The 18,233-nt window shown below is 63.4% G+C and carries 17 protein-coding genes and 3 pseudogenes; 8 read left to right on the top strand and 12 right to left on the bottom strand.

Going from position 1 to position 18,233, the window contains the following annotated elements; genetic code table 11:
- Positions 1 to 134: 134 nt before the first annotated feature.
- The 3 genes from ACFVJ3_RS42955 to ACFVJ3_RS42965 form a co-directional block, all read right to left on the bottom strand.
- Positions 135 to 1,301, bottom strand: a complete 1,167-nt coding sequence (locus ACFVJ3_RS42955) for an asparaginase domain-containing protein (RefSeq protein WP_378457865.1) — start codon at positions 1,299 to 1,301, stop codon at positions 135 to 137.
- Between the two features lie 54 nt (positions 1,302 to 1,355).
- On the bottom strand, positions 1,356 to 2,204 hold the full coding sequence (locus ACFVJ3_RS42960) for an alpha/beta fold hydrolase (RefSeq protein WP_378457866.1): 849 nt from the start codon (positions 2,202 to 2,204) through the stop codon (positions 1,356 to 1,358).
- A gap of 823 nt (positions 2,205 to 3,027) precedes the next feature.
- Positions 3,028 to 3,360 carry a hypothetical protein gene (locus tag ACFVJ3_RS42965; RefSeq protein WP_378457867.1) on the bottom strand — a complete coding sequence of 111 codons (333 nt, stop codon included), beginning with the start codon at positions 3,358 to 3,360 and terminating at the stop codon, positions 3,028 to 3,030.
- A 481-nt stretch (positions 3,361 to 3,841) separates the two neighbouring features.
- On the opposite strand from ACFVJ3_RS42965, the gene ACFVJ3_RS42970 reads away from it, so the two are divergent.
- Positions 3,842 to 4,306, top strand: a complete 465-nt coding sequence (locus ACFVJ3_RS42970; protein WP_378457868.1) for a helix-turn-helix domain-containing protein — start codon at positions 3,842 to 3,844, stop codon at positions 4,304 to 4,306.
- The gene (locus tag ACFVJ3_RS42975; protein WP_378457869.1) at positions 4,303 to 5,142 is read left to right on the top strand and encodes a zeta toxin family protein; all 840 of its coding nucleotides are present in this window, start codon (positions 4,303 to 4,305) and stop codon (positions 5,140 to 5,142) included. The genes ACFVJ3_RS42970 and ACFVJ3_RS42975 overlap by 4 nt, the downstream gene beginning before the upstream one ends.
- 247 nt (positions 5,143 to 5,389) lie before the next feature.
- On the opposite strand, the gene ACFVJ3_RS42980 is transcribed toward ACFVJ3_RS42975, so the two are convergent.
- Entirely contained in the window at positions 5,390 to 5,815 is a 426-nt protein-coding gene (locus tag ACFVJ3_RS42980; RefSeq protein ID WP_378457870.1) for a hypothetical protein, read from the bottom strand.
- Between the two features lie 139 nt (positions 5,816 to 5,954).
- Between ACFVJ3_RS42980 and ACFVJ3_RS42985 the strand changes: the two genes are divergently transcribed.
- Positions 5,955 to 6,404, top strand: coding sequence for a nuclear transport factor 2 family protein (locus tag ACFVJ3_RS42985; RefSeq protein WP_378457871.1), 450 nt, complete (start codon positions 5,955 to 5,957; stop codon positions 6,402 to 6,404).
- A 211-nt stretch (positions 6,405 to 6,615) separates the two neighbouring features.
- Here ACFVJ3_RS42985 and ACFVJ3_RS42990 read toward each other — a convergent pair whose 3' ends face one another.
- Positions 6,616 to 6,846 carry a DUF3263 domain-containing protein gene (locus tag ACFVJ3_RS42990; protein ID WP_378457872.1) on the bottom strand — a complete coding sequence of 77 codons (231 nt, stop codon included), beginning with the start codon at positions 6,844 to 6,846 and terminating at the stop codon, positions 6,616 to 6,618.
- Positions 6,847 to 7,083: 237 nt separating this feature from the next.
- Between ACFVJ3_RS42990 and ACFVJ3_RS42995 the strand changes: the two are divergent.
- Positions 7,084 to 7,366 (top strand): annotated as a pseudogene (locus ACFVJ3_RS42995) (hypothetical protein); the annotation flags it as partial.
- A gap of 253 nt (positions 7,367 to 7,619) precedes the next feature.
- Here ACFVJ3_RS42995 and ACFVJ3_RS43000 read toward each other — a convergent pair.
- Positions 7,620 to 7,985, bottom strand: coding sequence for a hypothetical protein (locus ACFVJ3_RS43000; RefSeq protein WP_378457873.1), 366 nt, complete (start codon positions 7,983 to 7,985; stop codon positions 7,620 to 7,622).
- Between the two features lie 375 nt (positions 7,986 to 8,360).
- Here ACFVJ3_RS43000 and ACFVJ3_RS43005 point away from each other — a divergent pair, with 375 nt between their 5' ends.
- Positions 8,361 to 8,801 carry a hypothetical protein gene (locus tag ACFVJ3_RS43005; RefSeq protein ID WP_378457874.1) on the top strand — a complete coding sequence of 147 codons (441 nt, stop codon included), beginning with the start codon at positions 8,361 to 8,363 and terminating at the stop codon, positions 8,799 to 8,801.
- 46 nt (positions 8,802 to 8,847) lie between these two features.
- Here the strand turns inward: ACFVJ3_RS43005 and ACFVJ3_RS43010 are convergent, their stop codons facing one another.
- A complete protein-coding gene (locus ACFVJ3_RS43010; RefSeq protein ID WP_378457889.1) occupies positions 8,848 to 9,210 on the bottom strand; it encodes an excalibur calcium-binding domain-containing protein in 363 nt (120 codons plus the stop codon).
- Between ACFVJ3_RS43010 and ACFVJ3_RS43015 the strand changes: the two are divergent.
- Positions 9,092 to 9,582: pseudogene (locus ACFVJ3_RS43015) on the top strand (5-methyltetrahydropteroyltriglutamate--homocysteine S-methyltransferase); the annotation flags it as partial. The gene ACFVJ3_RS43010 and the pseudogene ACFVJ3_RS43015 sit on opposite strands and share 119 nt — an antisense overlap.
- Positions 9,583 to 9,740: 158 nt before the next feature.
- Here ACFVJ3_RS43015 and ACFVJ3_RS43020 read toward each other — a convergent pair.
- The 4 genes and pseudogenes from ACFVJ3_RS43020 to ACFVJ3_RS43035 all read right to left on the bottom strand — a co-directional run bounded on the left by ACFVJ3_RS43020 (position 9,741) and on the right by ACFVJ3_RS43035 (position 13,853).
- Positions 9,741 to 11,315: a PucR family transcriptional regulator gene (locus tag ACFVJ3_RS43020; protein WP_378457875.1), complete on the bottom strand. Its 1,575-nt coding sequence runs from the start codon at positions 11,313 to 11,315 to the stop codon at positions 9,741 to 9,743.
- Between the two features lie 41 nt (positions 11,316 to 11,356).
- Positions 11,357 to 12,220 carry a hydantoinase/oxoprolinase family protein gene (locus ACFVJ3_RS43025; RefSeq protein WP_378457891.1) on the bottom strand — a complete coding sequence of 288 codons (864 nt, stop codon included), beginning with the start codon at positions 12,218 to 12,220 and terminating at the stop codon, positions 11,357 to 11,359.
- Positions 12,221 to 12,250: 30 nt separating this feature from the next.
- Positions 12,251 to 12,670: pseudogene (locus ACFVJ3_RS43030) on the bottom strand (hydantoinase/oxoprolinase N-terminal domain-containing protein); the annotation flags it as partial.
- Positions 12,671 to 12,743: 73 nt separating this feature from the next.
- Entirely contained in the window at positions 12,744 to 13,853 is a 1,110-nt protein-coding gene (locus tag ACFVJ3_RS43035; RefSeq protein WP_378457876.1) for a DUF917 domain-containing protein, read from the bottom strand.
- Between the two features lie 206 nt (positions 13,854 to 14,059).
- Here ACFVJ3_RS43035 and ACFVJ3_RS43040 point away from each other — a divergent pair, with 206 nt between their 5' ends.
- Positions 14,060 to 15,610 (top strand): hydantoinase/oxoprolinase N-terminal domain-containing protein, encoded by a 1,551-nt coding sequence (locus ACFVJ3_RS43040; RefSeq protein ID WP_378457877.1) that lies wholly within the window; start codon positions 14,060 to 14,062, stop codon positions 15,608 to 15,610.
- Entirely contained in the window at positions 15,607 to 16,680 is a 1,074-nt protein-coding gene (locus ACFVJ3_RS43045) for a DUF917 domain-containing protein (protein ID WP_378457878.1), read from the top strand. The genes ACFVJ3_RS43040 and ACFVJ3_RS43045 overlap by 4 nt, the downstream gene beginning before the upstream one ends.
- Positions 16,681 to 16,765: 85 nt before the next feature.
- On the opposite strand, the gene ACFVJ3_RS43050 is transcribed toward ACFVJ3_RS43045, so the two are convergent.
- Complete coding sequence (locus ACFVJ3_RS43050) at positions 16,766 to 18,121, bottom strand: dipeptidase (RefSeq protein WP_378457890.1); 1,356 nt, start codon at positions 18,119 to 18,121, stop codon at positions 16,766 to 16,768.
- Between the last annotated feature and the right edge of the window lie 112 nt (positions 18,122 to 18,233).

An 18,233-nucleotide genomic window follows, 5' to 3' on the forward strand; every position in this document is an offset into this window, starting at 1 on the left:
GACTCGCCGCCAACCCTGTTCACGCGGTCGACCTGATCCTGGGAACCTGAAAACGCAGCTCACAGCTCCAGAAATCAACAACTACGGCACCCTGGTGGTGCGGCCAGATCGCGGACCGCGTTACGACTGCGATGTCACCGTCGCCAAGTTTTAGGTCGTAAGCCGAACTGCGGGTCTCCTATCGACTTGAACCAGTCCCGAACTTGAGTTTCTTCTTCGCTGAAGCTCATGCAAAGCTGAAGCAGGAGCCGCGCCTTTTGAGGCGTCAGGTCTGCGGCGCCGATGATTCCGGGCGATCCGTCGTCGTATCTGCCTTCGCCGCCGGTTCGGGTCGCGGAGACGAAAAGCACTCCGTCGGCTATAGCTGCGGCCATCGCTGCCCCCTGAGCAACCGACATGCTGCCGGGTCCGTGCCCCGCGGTGACGATGCCCTTGATTCCAGCGGCGGCAAGCGCCTGAATCGGGACCGCCGAAGCGTCGAGGTAGCCGCTCACGATCTCGACACGTACGAGTTCGGCCGCGGTCTTCCTGGAAAGGTCGAAAGGAGTCTTCCAGGAGGCTGTTCCGTGAAGTGTGACTCGAGCCGGCGCGCGAATCAGTCGGATTCGATCCGCGTTCACGACGCCTACTGCCCCATAGCTGCCGGCAGCAAAGGCGTCGAGGCGATATCCGTCCGTTTTGGTCACCTCGCGAGCGGCGAAGATCTGATCGTTCATGAGAATCACGGTGCCGAAAGAGGTCGTCCTTTCGCTTGCCGCTAGGCGGATAGCGCTGAACAGGTTCGTCATTCCGTCTTCGGTGAACGTTCCGCTCTGGTGCATGGCGCCGGTGACGACGACGGGTTTCTCGCTTCGGATGGTGAGATCGAGGAAGTAGGCGTCTTCTTCCAGGATGTTTGTGCCGCCAGTGACGACGACGCCAACCACGTCGGAGAGCGCCAGGCAGGCGTCTACCGTCTGCGATAACTGATGCCTGCTCTCGGTAGTCGAATCGGACGAAAGGCCGGAGATGTCTGTCGAAACTACCGACACCTTGGCCACACGACCGAGCTCCGGGTACATCCGTATCAGAAGGTCCGTAATCCCGCCTGAGAGAGACTGCGAATAACTGAGGTAGCTGATGCGGTCCGGCGTCGTGGCTGTGATCGTCCCGCCCGCGTCGACGACGACGACGGTCGGCAGTCCCGCAGAGTGTTCGGGAGCAGCGCTTCCGAGAGTTGCAATTTCCGCATGTCCGCCGTCCGACCGAGCCGACTGTCTCGAGTTCGCGAGCGGGATCGGAGACATACCTGAACTGGTCATGTTGTTTCTTTGCATCCTTCGAAGCGGCACATGTGGTGTTGGGTGTAATTGGCGCTATCGGGTGAGAAAGGCAGTCACGTAGCTGGCGAATTCCGTACTTCGTTCATGCTGTAGCCAGTGGCCGGTTTCCGGAAAGACCAGAAGTTCGGACCGGCGAAGCGCGGACAAGTAATGAAACGCATCGTCGGTGGGACAGAATCTGTCGTCGCGCCCCCACAGGACGAGTGTCAGATTGTCTATGGTGCTGATCCACTGAGCTGGGGTTCGGCGCTCGTAGTCCTCCACCCAGCCGCCGCTGGCAAGGCGCTGGTATGCCGACTCGATTTCGGACCTCAGCGTGTCTTCGTACCGCGACACGACCGCTGCGTCGAGGTCGGGAAGGGTGCTCACGTCCCCCACCAGCCGGCTGAGCAAGTGTCGCATCTTGTCTGGTGAGGGGCCGGGAAAGTAGTCGTTGAGAAGCGCAGCCCCCTCCGAGGGGGGTGCAAGAAATCGCGGGCAGAATCCGCGAACGAAGGGAGCTACGAGGATGATGCGGTCTACGAGACCCGGATACTCGAGCGCCAATCGCAGCGCGACACCCCCACCCAGAGAGTTCCCCGACACGTGCACCCTCCCCGTACCGAGATGCCTGAGGAGCTCGGCCATTGCCTTCGCGGAGATGGCGTTGTAAGGAAGTCCGTTGTCCTCAACGAGAGATGACTGTCCGAAGCCGGGTTGGTCCGGAACGATTACTCTGAACCTAGTCCGCAGAACTTCGATACTGGCAGCAAAGCTGTCCCATCCCGTTTCTCCTGGAGCTGCTCCATGAAGTAGGAGCAGGGTTGGACCCGACCCCAGGTCTCGATATGCGATGTGGGCCACCGAGGTTCGGTAGAACTGGGCCGCGGGTAACTCGGGCACGGCTGCGTTCTCCTTCGTCGTCTTCTGAAGCCTGGATGTTTGTGCACCGGCGGACCGGCGAAAAGTCACTCGAACGCTGCGCCAGGCATTCCGGGTCAGATATAATACGAACACAGAGTATCTGCGTACGCAAGCGCTGGGTGAAGGTGATTTCGAGACTCGATAGTTTGTAGGCGGACTAGAAGGGTCACGCTGCTGGGCTGACGGTGGCTGGGTCGTCCAGTCGCGGGCATGGCGAACGGGCCCCGCGCCGATGGCGAGTTAAACGACACGGATCGAACCCTCACGTGGCCGATGTGTGCCACGAGTGCCGGCGACCCCGCAGGTATGGGCGTTTCAGATCGGTTGGAGCACGGTGCCACCGCCATGGCAGCGAGCAAAACCCCTGGTCTGCGCGCACACCGGAGACCTGCGCTGAAACCGGGCGCAGTGCCCGCGGCTCCTTGTGGATGTGCTGCCGAGAACGCTCCATGTCTCCTTACTCGCTACGCTGGCGTGTGACCGACGGCAATACCTGTATCAAGTTGGTTGCGACGTGGCGCCGTTCTTCGCCTCCGGCAGGACTGGAAAGCGGGGCTCGCTCACTTGTTTCATGCATGAAGACTTTCTGCTCGGACTTGTTTGAGCATTTGCCACACGCGAATCGTCTGTGTTCGTATTAAGTACCTCGGAGGGTGACGGCAACCCGAGCACTGGTTCGGCACCGGCTCCTCGGATGGGTTGGCGTGGGCGCCGGCCCGGCAGAGTGGGCAGGTGTTGTCGCTGGCGAGGAATCGATCGATGACGAACTGTCCCGGTGAAATGCAGCGGCTCCGTGCGCGGTTCACACCTGCGCCAGCATGGGGAACAGGGCGATCGCGGAGACGGTAATCCCCGCGGCGCCGGCAACGACGCCCAGTAGGGCACGCAAAGATGCCGCCTCGTCGTCGGCCACCGCGGACCGCGACGTGGCGACGGCGCCGCAGACCACTGCGGCCACGCCCAAGAGGAAGCCGAGTCCGACCATCCAGAACGTCGCCACGGACAGCGCGCCGAGGGTGATCGACAGGGCGGGCAACCGGGAACCATGCCGCTTCCGGTTCTCGTTGCCGGTGCCGTCGGCGGAGGAACACATGCGGTTGTCGGCGCGGGGGATGCGGGGGACGGCGGCGGTCATGATCCTCCTTCGTACGGTCGACGAGTCGAGCCGGCGGACGTGTCGGCGTTGCAGGACCGGAGGCGTCTTCGGGACTGTTCGGTCCACGAACTTGCGCGGCGGTTGTCGAGGCAGCGTCAGTGGTCAGATCGCCGCGACTCGGTCGGGGGTCTCCAGCTTGTGACCTGGACCCCATCAGAATTTAGCACTCAGATCAGGAGAGTGCTAACTCTTTTTGCTAAGTAATTTCTCCTCGGTGCCATGATCAAGGCGCCCGAACCGGCATCGAGCCGGCAGGTCCGTGTCAGAGGATTGCGGGGTCGGGGTCGACATCCCGGTGACCGACTCGGCGGCCGAGCGGTTGATGTATGGGCGTATCGAAGGGGGACGGACCAGAAAGCGTCGAGGTCCGGTGAGATCGGTGATGGGTGGACGGTGTCGGGTGGTGTGGGTACCCTGTAGTGGGATGATTCATTATGAATCAGACGAGGAGGTGCTTGTCGTGGACACCATCGACCACAAGGCTGTCGCCGCACTCGATGCTGCGGCCGCCCGGCGCCGGGTCGCCGACCTCGACGTCCTGCGGGCGGTGGCCGAGGCGAACGCCGCCAACATCACCCAACGGGTCATCCATGAGCACATCGGAATCTCGCAACCTACGATTCATCGCATGCTGCGCACCGTGCTGGAGAACCCGGCCCTCCTCGATCAGACCCCGACCGAGGTCATCGACCGCCGCACCGCCGGCCAGATCAGCGATACCGAGATGATGCAGGTTCTGCTGGACTGGCACTTCACCTTCGGCCGGGTCCCGGTCAGCGGCGGCGTCTCGGCGGATGCGTACGAGACCGGCAGCTGGGACGAGATCGAACGCGCCTACTACCGCGGACTGCTCACCGACGACGAGATCGGGCGGCTGATGGAACGAAACAAGGACGCCCTCGAACAGGCGGCACGGTCTGCGTGAAATCCCCGGATCCGCTGCGCGGCAAGGTCGCCGCGCAGCTCACCGCCATGTCCGTACCCGGTGGCCCGCTGCATACCAAGTCCGACACCAGCACAATGGTTCGGTTCGCGGCGTCACCGGGCCGGCTGCGGTTCCGCCGCACCGTCATCGACCGGTATCTGGCACGGGAAACCCCACTGCGGGAGGGACGCTCGGCGATCCTCACCGCCGGCGCACCCGGAGCCGGGAAGAGCACCCTGCTGCGCGACCACATCCCCGACCTGGACGGGTACCGCAGCCTCGACGCCGACGTGGTCAAGGATCACCTGATCGAACAAGCACTCCGCGACGGGGACTATGCGGAACTGCTCGGTACCGAACTGGCCGATGGAGCCCCGCTGGCACCGCGGGAGCTGGCCGCTTTGGTCCACGACGAATCCACCGCCCTGATCGATCAGATCCGCCGACTGTGCCTGGACCGCGGCGAGAACGTGCTGATCGAGGGAACCCTCCGCTGGCCGGGACAGGGCCCGAAGGTGTACGAGGAACTCGTCCGCGCCAACTACACCTCGCTGCGGGTCATCGGAGTCGAAGTACCCCGCGACACTGCGCATGAGCAGGCCTTGTCACGCTGGTGGGACGGCCGCCTCGCATGGCACGCCGACCCTGCCTCGCTCGGTGGACGGTTCACCCCGCCCGCCGCGATCGACGACTGCTACGACGACGACCCGATGTCGAAGTGCGCCCGCAACGCCCAAGCCCTCGCCACGACGGCGCGCAACCGAGAGAGCATGACGGTGGTGCAACTCGAGCTGTTCCGCCGCGCTACCGCCGGAGGCTTCGAAACCTTCGAATAAGAAGCCGCTTGAGTGGGTGCCGCGCCCTCTACCCCGTCACCACTGACGAGGTGGAGAGCGCGCACAACCAGCGCTTTCGTAAACCGGCCGCGCTGGAAGATTGGTTCAATCGACCCGTTACGCTCCCCAGCTCGCGCGGATTCACTGACGTCATCACCTCGATCACACGCCGCTCTCACGGTGGCCGCGGCCACTTCGGCGTCCGTGTTCCCAGTGGCGTTGTCGAAGAGCACCAGTCCACCCAGTTTCAGAGCGTTGACGCGATCTTGAGGAATTCGAGTTCGGTGAGGACGTCGATTCGTCGTCCGTCGGCCCGTGCGCGACGGGCAGCGTTGAGCCTCACGGTGTCGGCGGTCGTGCCGGGGCGGGATCCGAGGATGAGCAGATCGGTCTGTGTGGTGACCTTGTTGGTGATGCTGGCGCCGAGCTTGGCAGCGAGTGTGGCTGTGGTAGGTCGAGTCAGGGTGTTCATGCGGTTGACGAGGACGGCGCTACGGCTGGCGAGGATCCCGGCCGCGGTCCCAGTGAGCGTCAGCGTCCCGATGCGGCGTCCGGCGTCGAGGGTGGAGGGCCCGGTCACCGGAAGTCCGCGGTTGTTGAGGGTGTCCATCGGGTGGCCGGTGTGGACCGCGAATTCGGCCAGGCTGTGGGGGGTGCCGTTGGCGTTGTTCATCTCGATCAGGATTTGTGCGCAACGCGTGGGCGTCTTCGCCGGCGTGGTGATGCTAGCCGGGCGACCATCGAAGTCGTCCTCGAGTCGTACGGTTGGGGTCTTGGAAGAAAATTGGCGTGATCCTTTGGAGGGACGTCCCATGACCACCGACCTCGAATCACGAATTCGCCAGCTCGAAGACCGCGCCCTCATCAGCGAGCGGGTCATCAAATACGCGATGGCCGTGGACCGTGCCGACTGGGAGATGTTCGCCGACTGCTTCACCGATCCGGTGCACGCCGACTACTCCGAGAACGGGATGCCGGCAGCCGATTTCGCCCGCGACGACTTGGTCGGCATTGTTCGCGGGGCGCTCGGCGGTTACACGGCAACTCAGCACCTCAGCACCAACCACGTCATCGAGTTCGACGAACACGACTCCGACCGGGCGCTCTGCTACTCGTCTATGTACGCGCAGCACTACCGCGAGGGCTCCGAGGGCGGGTTCTTCCTGCTGCGCGGCTCGTACACCAACCACATGCTCCGCACATCGGATGGCTGGCGTATCGAGAGTCTGACCCAGCACGTCAGCTGGTCCGACGGCGAATAGACACGTCATGGAAGCCATGGACCGCTTCCCGACGGAGCGGGCAGGATCTTGGAGACCCTGCAGATGTACGGCCCCCTGTGTCCATCGTCGATGCCCCGCCGTGGGCGGGGCCTCAGCTCCTTGCACGACGTACCTGTTCGTCGGGACAGTCGGGTCAGAGTGCCGTAATACCCGTGCCTGTAGTTCTATGGGCGCAACGGATTTGCTGGTGTCATTGGCCGACCCACATCCGGCGTCGGCATACCCGCAACAGCGTTGTGCGTTCGGCGAGGTCGAGTGCGTTGTCGGCCGAGACGATGTCGAGGAGTCGTTGGAAGAACGAGGTCGGCGCGAGACCGAACTCGGTCATGATGTCCTCGGCCGGTCCGCCGCCCAACGGATGCCAGCGTCGGGCGAACTCCAGCATCCGTTGGTTTTCGATACGGCCGGTCGTTGTCTCCACCATGTCAGTGTGCGCTCGGCCCGGGTTCGGCGCCCGTTCCGATTCGAATCCATCGTTCGGGGCGCAGGATACCGTGATGGCACCGAATCATCACTTGCGCAACCTGTTCCGGATGCGGGGCGGGCGACGGTAGCGGCAGACGGAGGGATCGGTGCCGAAATGAACGTTCGAAGAATTCCTGTGTGCCTGTGAGCTGCGCCGATCCTCCTGACCGGTCGGGGAAACGGAGGCCGTACACTCGGCGGCGGGTCACTGCGTATCGAACGCGCCAAGGTCGGCAAACGCGCCTTCCTCGGAAACTCCGGCATGACCGGGCGCGGTCGCCCAGTGCCCAAGAACGGCCTGGTCGCGGTGCTTTCCTCCGCACCGAACAAGTCGAAACCCGGCTCGTCCTGGCCCACCCGTGTGACTACGGCGGGCAACCGAATCCGACTCCGCCCGCACCTTCACGCCGCCGCTGCGGCTCGAGGTCGCCCGCATCGCCGTCGAAACGTGCCGGCTGATCCCGGTCACGATCAGCTCGCGATCGGACTTCCCGAATGGTCCGGAGGCGAACGCGATCGGAGTTTCCTTTCTGCGGGGTCGAAACCGAGATGGCGGGCTGGCGGGAGTGCGCGTCGGTGAGGATGTCGGTGAACAGGGCCTCCCGGGCGGCATTGACTGGGGTGCTGGCGCGGGCTTCGGCGGCGTTGCTGGCCGTCTTGACCCTGGATCCCCCGCGTGCAGGAGGTGGCGGCGTCGGGGTTTTGGCCTGTGTCTTTTCGCGGGGCGGGTCATCTCCCCGGGGTGTTCGATGAGGGTGGGGTGTGTGGGTTCGGTGGGCCGCCGGGGATAACGGTGAGTGTCCAGTCGCGGCGTTCGGTGAGGGCGCGGTGTAGGTGCTGTGCCCAGCGGCAGCGTTCGTCGCTACTACGTTCGTGGGTGATGGTGATTCGCCGGGTCCACCTTTCGGGCAGCCCACGGTCGTTGATCGCGAGCCCGATGACAACCCGAAGATCGGGGTCGGGTGCTCCGGTGATCACGATGCGGCCGGGTTCGCCGCCCATCTCCATCCGGGCCCCGAGCACCGCGGCGACCACTTCGGCCACCTCGAGCACGGACTGCGCTCCGACCACGTCGATGTAGTCGACTTCGGTCATCTCGGTCCTCCATTCCGTGCCGGCGGGGCCCTCTACCGCCGGCACCGTGGACCGACATGAGCCGTCACATCGGAGCTCGGCGTCAATCACATCACGGATGTGGTCGGTGGTTCGAGTGGCACCGGCGGCCCATGCATCAGCAGACAGGACGGGTCGGGTGTCACCGGTACCGGTCGGGGTGCACGCGCCCACGGCTACCGAGCACACCGTGCAGTGCGTCACGCGAGGAGCGGCCCGCGTTGGGAGCGCAGACCCCTCGCCGCTGACCTACGACGGCGTTCCCGTTCTGTCCTTCTCGTTGCCGTCCACCGGTGTTTCAGGCCGCACGGAGGGCGGGAGTGGTGCAATGAAGGTGTGTGACGAGGTGAGTGAGCGATGAAGCAGGTCCTGAGAGCGGTGCTGGTGTGCCTGGTCGTCGGTGCCGCGGTGCTCGTGGTGTGGGCGGTCGCGTCGCGACCGGATTCGCCCGAGCCGCCGCGCCCGCTGCCCGATACCGCGGTCATGGTCCACGGCCGGCCGACGACGTGCAGTGAACTCTTCGGACAGTCCTGTGATTTCGGGTTGCAGTCCGCCTTCAACCGGTGGGGGACAGGCCTCGCTCCGTTCGTCGATTCCGGGGTCCTGGGCCCGTACGCCGCGCGGATCGGGTTCGTGGCGTCGGCGAGGCTGAGTCTGGACGCCTGCGCCCTGTCCCACACCACCGGAAAGACGGTCCTCGAATTCGTCGAGCAGGCGCAACGGCAACACCCGGACGCCGGCAGCCCCGAGCTGTTTCCGTTCTGGAACCGAACCCGGCAAACCCTGTGCCCCCTGTGACCCGCACCGTCGACTACAGCGTGGCGTCGACGATGTTCCGGGCGCATCACTTGTCGCAGGCGATACCGTCCTTGTCCCGGTCGAGTTTCGTCGAGTAGCCGGGTTCGCCTTGGTAGATCGGCGCGGCGCCGGCCGCTTTTGCGTCGGCGCAGGACGCGTAGCTGACCGACGATTGCGGGGCGGTGTGGGTCGGCGCCGGGGGGTTGGCCGGAATCGCGGCGGGGGCGGGCGGGGGAGCAACGGCCACCGTTGTCGTGGGCGCGACCGGGGCGACCGGCGGAACGATGGCCGACGTCGTGGTCACCGGCAGGGCGGCGGTCGTCGTTGCGGGCGCCGCGCTTGAGGTGGTCGTGGGCCGCGCGCTCGATGCGTCGACTCGCGCCACCGACCCGCGGCTGCGCGATGGCACCATCCGGGCCCGGCTGGAGTCGATTCTCGCCTCGGATCCCGGCCGTTCCCCGGCGGATCAGCGCCGCCGCGCTCAGTCCGGGCTGGAGTTGCCGCTGTTGCCGACCATGACGATCGGCTCCTACCCGCAGACCACGGTGATCCGGGTCGGCCGGGCGGCACTGTGGAAGGGGAAGATCGATGACGCCGAGTACCTGAAGCGGATGGGGTCGGAGGTCGCGGATGTTGTTGCGTTGCAGGAGGAACTCGGGCTCGATGTGCTGGTGCACGGCGAGCCGGAACGCAACGACACGGTGTACAGTACTTCGCCGAACAGTTGGACGGGTTCTTCGCCACCGAGAACTGTGTACAGTCCTACGGGTCCCGGTGCGTCGGTGTCATTTGTGATTCCTTCGCCGCGACCCGAACGGCGGGTTTCGCTGGGCAGTGATGAGGGGCGCAGTCTTCCGGTGGTGCGGTCGGTGACCTTCGCCGGCTCGGGCGGGCAGGTCGTCATCCCGACCGGTGACAATGGGTGCGTGACCCTCCCCTTCAATCGAGTTCGGCGAGGTGGACTGCGAGTTGGGCGGCTAACCGATCCTCAGGATCGGAGAAGTCGAGCTCGAGTAGGGCCGTGATCTTATCGAGGCGGTTGAGGACGGTGTTTCGATGGACGTCGAGAACTTTCGCTGTTGCTGTCGCAGAAGAGTTGTTGTCGAGGAAAGCCGTCAGTGTGCGTGCCAGTTCGCCGCTTGTGTCGGCTTTATGTAGGGGGGCCATTAAATGGGTAGCGACATCGCGTAACGGTCGGTTGGAGTAGTAGCCGATGAGTAGGCGTCGGACGCTGGTAGCGTCGCTGTGCTCGACTGCAACAGTGTCTGATCGGGTCCGGGCCAGAAGGCACGCGGACTCGGCCTCTTGGATTGATGCGCGGATTCCGTCTGCACCTTCGAACGGCAAGCCAACTCCAGCGGCCAGTGAAGCGGACGGAACCTCGCTGGCAACCCACTCGAGTGCATCTCGCACGCGGCGTACGATTTTTCCACTGTCTTCGGCCATCGGCTCTACTTCAGTTGTTGTCCAGAAGACCCATCCTTCGGGCCGTTCAACGAGATCGGCGACGAGTCCGTGAAGTTTGAGTCCGTCCTCGATGACCCTGGCGGCGAGGTTGCCCCGCGCGTCGGCGCCACTGTCTCGACTGGCGATCGAGATCGCGGTATGCCATCCGGACAGACGCCAACCTAGCGCGGTGGCTCGTTCCACAGTTTGCCGAGGTGGGGCAGAGGAGTGCTCGACGACCTCAGTCAGAAGCATCGAACGTTGGCGACCTTCACGCTCGGCTGTCAGGGAACGTTGAAGCAGCTCCGTTGCGAGTGGCCATGCGGAGACCGCCAGAAGGTGCCGGGCAAGATCGATCCGCTCCTCCGTGCTCGCTGTAAGGGTGGCAATAAGCCAAAGATTGGCTGGTCCGTCACGGGATATGGCCACAGGTTCTACGACAAATGTCGCTCCGCCTGGACCTTCCATAGAGCGGCCCGAGGGCCGGGGGCTTTGCAGATGATCCAAGATCTGAGGTGACGTTACGCCAGTTTCTGTGCTGCCACGAACGTGGCTGCCATAAGCATCGACAACGGAGACCGTGCAGGAGAGCTGGTCAGAGAGTGCGCCTAGGAGCCGTTCCGGGGAATGCCCTACGAGTGGGAGTCGACGAATGAACTCCTGCAGAGCCCGAGCAATTCCGAGTTCAGGAAAGCGTGCCATGTAGTCGAGCCGCTCCACCACGTCGCCTACCGACAGCGATTTGCCAACGACAACCGGGATGCCGAGCTTGTCAGCCAGCCGTCGGGTTGTCACTAGCGCATGCCTGGGTGCCTCGCTGATGAAAATGAGGCCAACAAGACCCACACCGGTGGCGATTCGGATCGCAGTTTCAGCGTCGAGATCCTCGATGTTCGAGTCCTCTGGCCCGAAAACCGCCACAGTGTCTGGGGCAAGGGAAGACAAGCGGGACAGCGTTGTGCAGGCGCTTACCGATCTGACTCGCCGACCGAGGCCGTGCCGGCCACCCACGACTTCTGTCTCGTTGAGCACGCCACTCGCGAGTAATTGTGCGACGGTGGGAGACATCGGTCATGTTCCAATCTCTTATATTTGTTATAGGTGGGCGTTCACGTACTCAGTGGATTGAGGACGGGTCCGACCGCGCGAACTCGGACGCGGGCACCCCGGCCCGGTGAGTAGCCCAGCGGTGTCTCTCGAATGTCATCGACACGGATATGGCGGATGTCGGCGCCGGCGCGTACTGCCGCCATCCGGGCAGCTTCGACGGTCGATGCTAGGGACTCTTCACGCGAGCGGCGCTCATAGTCGAAGGTACGGTCGACGCTTCCGGACACATCCGCGACGGCTGCGCCCACGGCGGCGACGGCGCCAGCGTGATCGACGACGATCAGCTGATGTGCGGGATCATCGGGGAGCTGCTTCAGTGCCTCAGCGATTCGTCCGGCTGCGATCAGCGGCAGGTCATGATGAGTTCCGGCCATTCGTCGCACGGCGACCGCGCATCGCTGGCGGTCACGTGCCGACAGGATCGGCCGAGCTGGATCTAGGGGTTCGGGTAGTGCGACGGTAATCAAATCGGGCATGCGGTTGCGGGTCCGAATGGAAGCGATGTCGGTTGGAAACGACGACTCTTGCGGATAACCATCGATGAGAGTTCCGAATGTAATGGCTTCCGGTTGTGCGTACGCGACAACAGCATTCAGTTCTCCGCACAGGTGAGCGGCTCCACGCATTGCGTGGGAGATTGTACTTTCGATAGTGAGGATCGGCCGGCGCGCCGCTTCTCCTTCGCTCAGTAGCGTTCCGTCGTTCTGGGCGACATAGATTTGGCTGGTCGAGTCTCGTCGGCTGAGCATGTCGTTGCGGGCACGCAGCGCGCGAGCGAACGATCGAATGAGAGCGGCATTGAGAATGGTGGCGTTCTCGCGTTCGAGCAGACCGATTCCACCTGTTTCGTGGGCCAACGTCATCGGCGTTCCACGTCCGAGCACTGCCTGCACGATGCCGGCTGCGCGGAGTTCATGTTCCGGGTTCACCGTAGAGCTCAGCCCGGTGATGGCGATGGTCTCGGCGGAGTCGCGGCATTTTTCCGCGAAGACGCGGACTGCCTCGGTGTCGAGGTCGGCGAGAGGGAGACCATTGTAATCGTGGCCACCGCGCACAATGCTCACTTCTCGGGCGACGATGCCAGCAAGCTCGGGGGGCCACGTAGACATGGGTGAGACAGACACGCTGGCCGGGGCGGAGATCCGCAGCGCACCGACACCGGCCAGATCCTGGCGTTCGAGTGCCTCCCGGCCGGCCGTGGTGACAAACGCGACATACGCAAGTTGGGAGGGGTCGACATCGGCGAGGACCTGGTCGAGGAGGTCCTCCAACCCCGCGGTGGTCGAAGTGGTTCGGGGCACCACAGTAGACATCTCGACGCGCAATGATTCGTTCAGAAGCGCTGCGCTCAAAGTGGATTCGGCGATGTCGATGCCGAGGCGGTGGCTACTCACAGGTCTGCTCGAAACTGGTGTAGTCCAAATCGTATCCGTAGCTTCTCGGCCCTGCGAGACTAATCCCGTCCGTGGTGGTCCATCTCGGGTGTGCCGGAATCCCGATAATGCGCGCGCGGTGACCAGGTGAGATGGCCTCGGTAGAGATCGGCTGGTTGGTTTCGAGGTGGAGGGCAACGATCAGATCCGGCGTGGTTACAACGGCCCGTCCCTCTTCGAGTGCGACGATATTTTCTGTTTGAAACTCCACTCGCAGTAATCGGTCGGGGTTTGCGAGGTGTTCGAGAACTACTGTGCCGCGGCTGCCCGGCACACCGGCGACCGGTCTGTTGACGTGAACAACGACGCCTTCGAACAGTGACCTTCCGTGTACGAAGGTCAGGAAATCATCCAGAGCGTGAGGATGGTCCGGCGCAGCGGCGGCCAGTTTTCTTCCCAGCTCGAGGCAATAGGTAACTGATCCATGCGCGGATGCCTTACGGCATTGAGTGCCCGTCATCGGGTAGGCCGCCATCACAGCCACTAATCCCATCTCTCGGATGCAGGCTCGGGCCATAACCTCGATCCCCTGATTGGTCGGCGCTCGCACCACCACATCGGTCCCGGGGCATCCCGTGAAGGCCGCGGGACCCGCGTCGATGCCCTCCAGGGCCAGCAACGTCATGTCAACGTGAGGGAAGGCGCGGCGCATGGCATCCGCGTCGACGCACGGAATGCCCAACCAAGCAGAAGCGGCCAACGGAAATAGGGCATTCGTCCCGCCCATTTCGAGAGGCATGATCGCACTGCAGGGTTGCCCGAGGATGCGCTCGAGAGCACGGATAGCCCGCTCTACTTCTGCCGGTCCGGGGAACTGCTCGAGAATCGCCGCTGGGGCGCCAACCATTCCAATTGTCAGCACCAACTCGTCGCGTCCGATCTGTGTGGGGCCGATAAGCTCGATCGGGCCGAACCGCCCGATGGCCTCGAACAGCATTGCCCCGGTCACCCACGTGTCACCCCCACCCCCCGCGCCCAGAACGGTGGCGCCGGAGGCCAGATCTTCGACATCCTCGCTACGAATCCTGCACACAAGCACCCTGCCTCCGCTGAGCAGATCCATGTCCGCCCCTTGAGCAGTCCACCATGAGGAAAAAATCGACGGGATGGCTAGATCGCCCAACAGTAAGCCAAGAATACAGCGATTCGCCCATTGTTGCGTTGTGTTGGGTAGAACACAGTTTGAGGGCGCATGGCCCAAGTTCGGAACCCTCAGCATCCGCAGGGAGCGGAGGAGTAGTCCGCAATCGACACAGAGGAGCACACCCTATGAGACTCGGAATCGACGTCGGAGGCACCAACACCGACGTTGTCCTGCTGAACGGCTCCGACATCGTCGCAAAAGACAAGTCGCCGACGAGTTCAGATGTCACGTCAGGTATTCGCGAGGGCATCGAGAAGGTGCTGGCGTCGAATCCGGAGGCCGTCATCGATGCTGTGGTGATTGGTACAACCCACTTCATCAACGCCGTGACACAGGCCAGGAATCTCGCGCGAACGGCGTGCATCCGAATTGCCACACCTCCGCAGACGATTGTGCCGCTTACCGACTGGCCCGAGATTCTGGGCGCGGCGTGCAACGGAGGGATCTACATCGTCCGCGGTGGCACACAGTTCGATGGGCGGCGGCTCGACACCCTCGATGAGGATGCTGTCCGCGGCATCGCGCGTGGGCTCGCAGAGAAGGAAATCAACCACGTCGCTGTTACTGGCACGTTCTCACCCCTGAACGATGAGGACGAGGAGCGTGTCGCCGCAATCCTCGAGGAAATGCTCCCGGAGTTGTCAGTCTCGCTCTCTCACCAGATCGGTCGAGTAGGTATCCTCGGACGCGAGAATGCAACGGTTCTGAACGAGAGCCTGCGTCCACTTGCGGAGTCAGTGATTGCAGCATTCACCGACGTCCTGGCCGGGTTGTCAGTGACGGCGCCGGTATATGTCACCAGCAATGACGGAACACTGATGACACTGAGACAGGTTCAAGAACACCCCATTTTTGCGATCGGCTCGGGGCCAACGAACTCGATGAGAGGCGCTTCCGCCCTGTGCGAACTCGGCGAGCTCGACGCGGCTGTAGTGGTGGACGTCGGTGGAACCACGACCGATATCGGCCTTCTACAAGGCGGGTTTCCCCGAGAATCAACCGTCTCGGTCGACCTCGGCGGTGTACGAAGCAACTTCAGGATGCCGGACGTGGTCTCGCTAGGCATCGGAGGCGGCAGCGTCGTCGATACGACGACGGGAAAGGTAGGGCCTGCGTCCGTCGGCTATCGGCTGACCAGTGAGGCTCTCGTTTTCGGCGGAAACACCCTGACACTCACCGACCTGGTCGTCGCTGCCGGATTTGTGCAGATCGGCAACGTCGACGCCGTTCGGAACGTACCGCGTGATCTTGTGGACCGCGCGCTCACAGACGTGCGCGAGCGGGTCAACGCCTCGATCGAACAAACCAAGCTCTCATCGGGCCGCGTCGTCATCGCCGTCGTCGGCGGCGGCGCCCCACTCATTGCACCGCTCGTTGATGACGACGTGCACGTTCCAGACCAGCCAGGATCAGCAAACGCGGTAGGAGCCGCACTTGCGATGGCCGGAGGCGAAGTCGACCGTATCGACTCCCTGGCCAGCACCACTCGTGACGATGTCCTCGAGCGGGCTCGATCAGATGCCCGTGAGCGAGCGGTCGCCGCCGGCGCCGACCCGAAAACAGTACGCATCGTCGACGAAGAAGACATCCCCCTGTCACACCTGCCTGAAGGAATCGCCACGCGTGTGCGTGTGCGCGCAGTTGGTGACATGATTTTGGAAGGAGCCTTGCTGTGAGGTACATCGACGAAGCTGCACTCGACGACATTGCCCTCGGCGCTACCATTCTCGGAGCAGGCGGCGGCGGCGACCCATACGTGGGAACCCTGCTTGCGCGTGAACAGATCCGCACCCACGGCAACGCCCCCCTCGTGGAATTGGACAGTCTGGACGACGACGCCCAACTTTGTTTCGTCGCGGTAATGGGAGCACCCGGCGTTCTCATCGAGAAGCTTCCTCGTGTGACCGAAGCTGTAAGCGCGTTGCGCGCTCTCGAAACGTATCTTGGTCGTCCCTTCACCCATATTGCGCCGATCGAGGCTGGTGGGGTCAACGCCCTTGTTCCCTTCAGCGCACTCTCTGCAGGTCTGCCCATCGTCGATGCCGACGGCATGGGGCGCGCGTTTCCTTCTCTCGAACACGTCACCCCAACCCTGCACGGTGGCGCCGCAACACCGCTGTCGATGGCAGATGAACACGGCAACGCAATGGTGTTGACTACTAGAACGAATCAGTGGTCCGAGACCCTAATGCGCGCGGCCACTGTCGCATCAGGATGTTGCAACATGATTGCGCTCTACCCGATGACCGGCGCACAGGCGAAGGCGTGGCTCATTCCTGGTGTAATCACCCTTGCCGAGGAGCTTGGCCGCCTCGTGCGCACCGCCCGGGCGGAACACCGCTCGCCCGCCGACGCGGTCGTGGCGTACCGCGGCGGCCGAACCCTCTTCGAAGGTAAAGTCACAGCGGTCAATCGAAGCAATACCGACGGATGGACTCTGGGCTCGGTCGATCTGCAGGGCATCGGCGACTGGGACGGACACGAGATGACCGTCCGATTCCAGAACGAGAACATCGTTGCCCAGCGCGACGGCGAGATCGTCGCTACCGTGCCTGATCTCATCATGCTGATGACCACCGATTCCGGGCAGCCGATCACCGCTGAAGAGGTGAAATTCGGTTACCGCCTCAGTGTTCTCGGGATTCCCTGTGATCACCGTTGGCGCACCGATGCCGGTCTGGCACTGACCGGACCGCGGGCATTCGGATACGACACAGACTTCCGTCCGGTTGAGACCACCGCCTGATCGCGCATCGCCCTCCGCGATCTACAGCCGGGTGGGCGTCGGTCCAGCGACCGACGCCCACCCGGCTGTCACCCATGGGGAGCCGTCACCGGCCGAAGAATCGCAGAAAGCGGGCCACTGTCGCCGCTAGTCTCTCGATTTCCTCCGGCGCGACGCTCTCATTAGGCGAGTGAATCGCACACAACGGCTCTTCGACGCCCAGCAGCGCTATCTCCGCATCGGGTGCAGCGGCACGAAGGGCGGCACACAAGGGGATACCTCCACCCTGTCCGGTCTCGGCGGCCCGGCTGCCGTAGGACTCGCTCATGGCGGCGATGAGGGCCTGATAAGCCGGGCCACCGGTCGAGGAGGTGAAGGCCTCCCCCACGGACGCTGGTTCGATCGTCAAGTGCGCTGACCACGGAACCGCAAGTTGCAGGTGCTCGGTGAGGGCCCGCAGTGCTTCGTCACTTCCAAGACCTGGAGGAATCCGCAAACTCAGCCGGGCCGATGCGGTATGACTGACCGCACCTACAGCACCCGCTACTGGTGGGCAGTCGATGCCCACCACCGACACCGACGGTCGCGCCCACAATGCGTCCGCCACAGAACCAGATCCGAGAACTTGGACGCCCTCGAGGATTCCTGCGTCGCGGCGAAAGGCGTCTTCTCTGTAATCGGCGCCATGCCACTGAGCGGAGTAGTCAAGACCATGGATAGTGGTATCGCCGGCATCATCACGCAGCGACGCCAGCATCGAGATCAGTGCTGCGAGTGCATCAGGTGCAGCTCCTCCGTACATTCCGGAATGCACTGGGCGCACCATTGTGTCGACTCGAGCCACCAGGTTGACGATGCCGCGCAGACTAGTGGTCAGTGTCGGTGTACCGACGCGCTGATTCCCCACATCCATGATGAGGATTGCCTCTGCTGCAAACAATTCGGGCTCCGAACGCACGAGCGCTTCGAGGCCCCCCGCCGCCGTCTCTTCCGAACCTTCACACACGACTTTTACCCCTACCGGGAAGCCGCCGTCCTCGAAGGTTCGCAGTGCCGTCAACGCAGCGACGATATTGCCCTTACAATCCGCGGATCCGCGGCCGTACCACCGGCCGTCCCGATCGACAAGTTCGTATGGGTCGGACGTCCAATCCAAACGATTTCCGGGCGGTTGTACGTCGTAGTGCGTATACAACAACACCGTCGGGGCACCCTCCGGTGCCGGCTGATGACCGAGGACGGCATAGGAGCCGTCCTCGGTCTCAACGAGTCGGGTATTGCAAATTCCGCTGTCCTCGAACGCCTTCCGAACCCACTCGGCTGCCGATCGGCATTCTTGTACCGATCCCATGGCCGTATCGGAGACAGACTTGAATCGCACCAGTGCGGCAAGGTCCGCCCGTGCGCGGGGCATCAGCTCCGACACGCGGTGGTCGACCTCGGACAGATCAGTCATTGACATCGTACGTACTCCATTTCTCGGGTGCATCGATCTGTGATTGACGCACGGATTGCTCACACCTACTTCATCGAGGTGGCACCGGATGATCACCGCCCGCAGCGCGCGGGAAGCA

It is taken from the genome of Rhodococcus sp. NPDC127593 (genome assembly GCF_042671975.1).
In the GTDB taxonomy this organism is placed as follows: Bacteria; Actinomycetota; Actinomycetes; order Mycobacteriales; family Mycobacteriaceae; genus Rhodococcus_F.

What these genes read in the sequence shown, in the direction of transcription:
- ACFVJ3_RS42955 (WP_378457865.1), bottom strand. Translation starts at nt 1,301, where the DNA reads ATGACCAGTTCAGGTATGTCTCCGATCCCGCTCGCGAACTCGAGACAG.
- ACFVJ3_RS42965 (WP_378457867.1), bottom strand. Translation starts at nt 3,360, where the DNA reads ATGACCGCCGCCGTCCCCCGCATCCCCCGCGCCGACAACCGCATGTGT.
- ACFVJ3_RS42980 (WP_378457870.1), bottom strand. Translation starts at nt 5,815, where the DNA reads ATGAACAACGCCAACGGCACCCCCCACAGCCTGGCCGAATTCGCGGTC.
- ACFVJ3_RS42985 (WP_378457871.1), top strand. Translation starts at nt 5,955, where the DNA reads ATGACCACCGACCTCGAATCACGAATTCGCCAGCTCGAAGACCGCGCC.
- ACFVJ3_RS43000 (WP_378457873.1), bottom strand. Translation starts at nt 7,985, where the DNA reads ATGACCGAAGTCGACTACATCGACGTGGTCGGAGCGCAGTCCGTGCTC.
- ACFVJ3_RS43005 (WP_378457874.1), top strand. Translation starts at nt 8,361, where the DNA reads ATGAAGCAGGTCCTGAGAGCGGTGCTGGTGTGCCTGGTCGTCGGTGCC.
- ACFVJ3_RS43020 (WP_378457875.1), bottom strand. Translation starts at nt 11,315, where the DNA reads ATGTCTCCCACCGTCGCACAATTACTCGCGAGTGGCGTGCTCAACGAG.
- ACFVJ3_RS43025 (WP_378457891.1), bottom strand. Translation starts at nt 12,220, where the DNA reads ATGACGTTGGCCCACGAAACAGGTGGAATCGGTCTGCTCGAACGCGAG.
- ACFVJ3_RS43035 (WP_378457876.1), bottom strand. Translation starts at nt 13,853, where the DNA reads ATGGATCTGCTCAGCGGAGGCAGGGTGCTTGTGTGCAGGATTCGTAGC.
- ACFVJ3_RS43040 (WP_378457877.1), top strand. Translation starts at nt 14,060, where the DNA reads ATGAGACTCGGAATCGACGTCGGAGGCACCAACACCGACGTTGTCCTG.
- ACFVJ3_RS43050 (WP_378457890.1), bottom strand. Translation starts at nt 18,121, where the DNA reads ATGTCAATGACTGATCTGTCCGAGGTCGACCACCGCGTGTCGGAGCTG.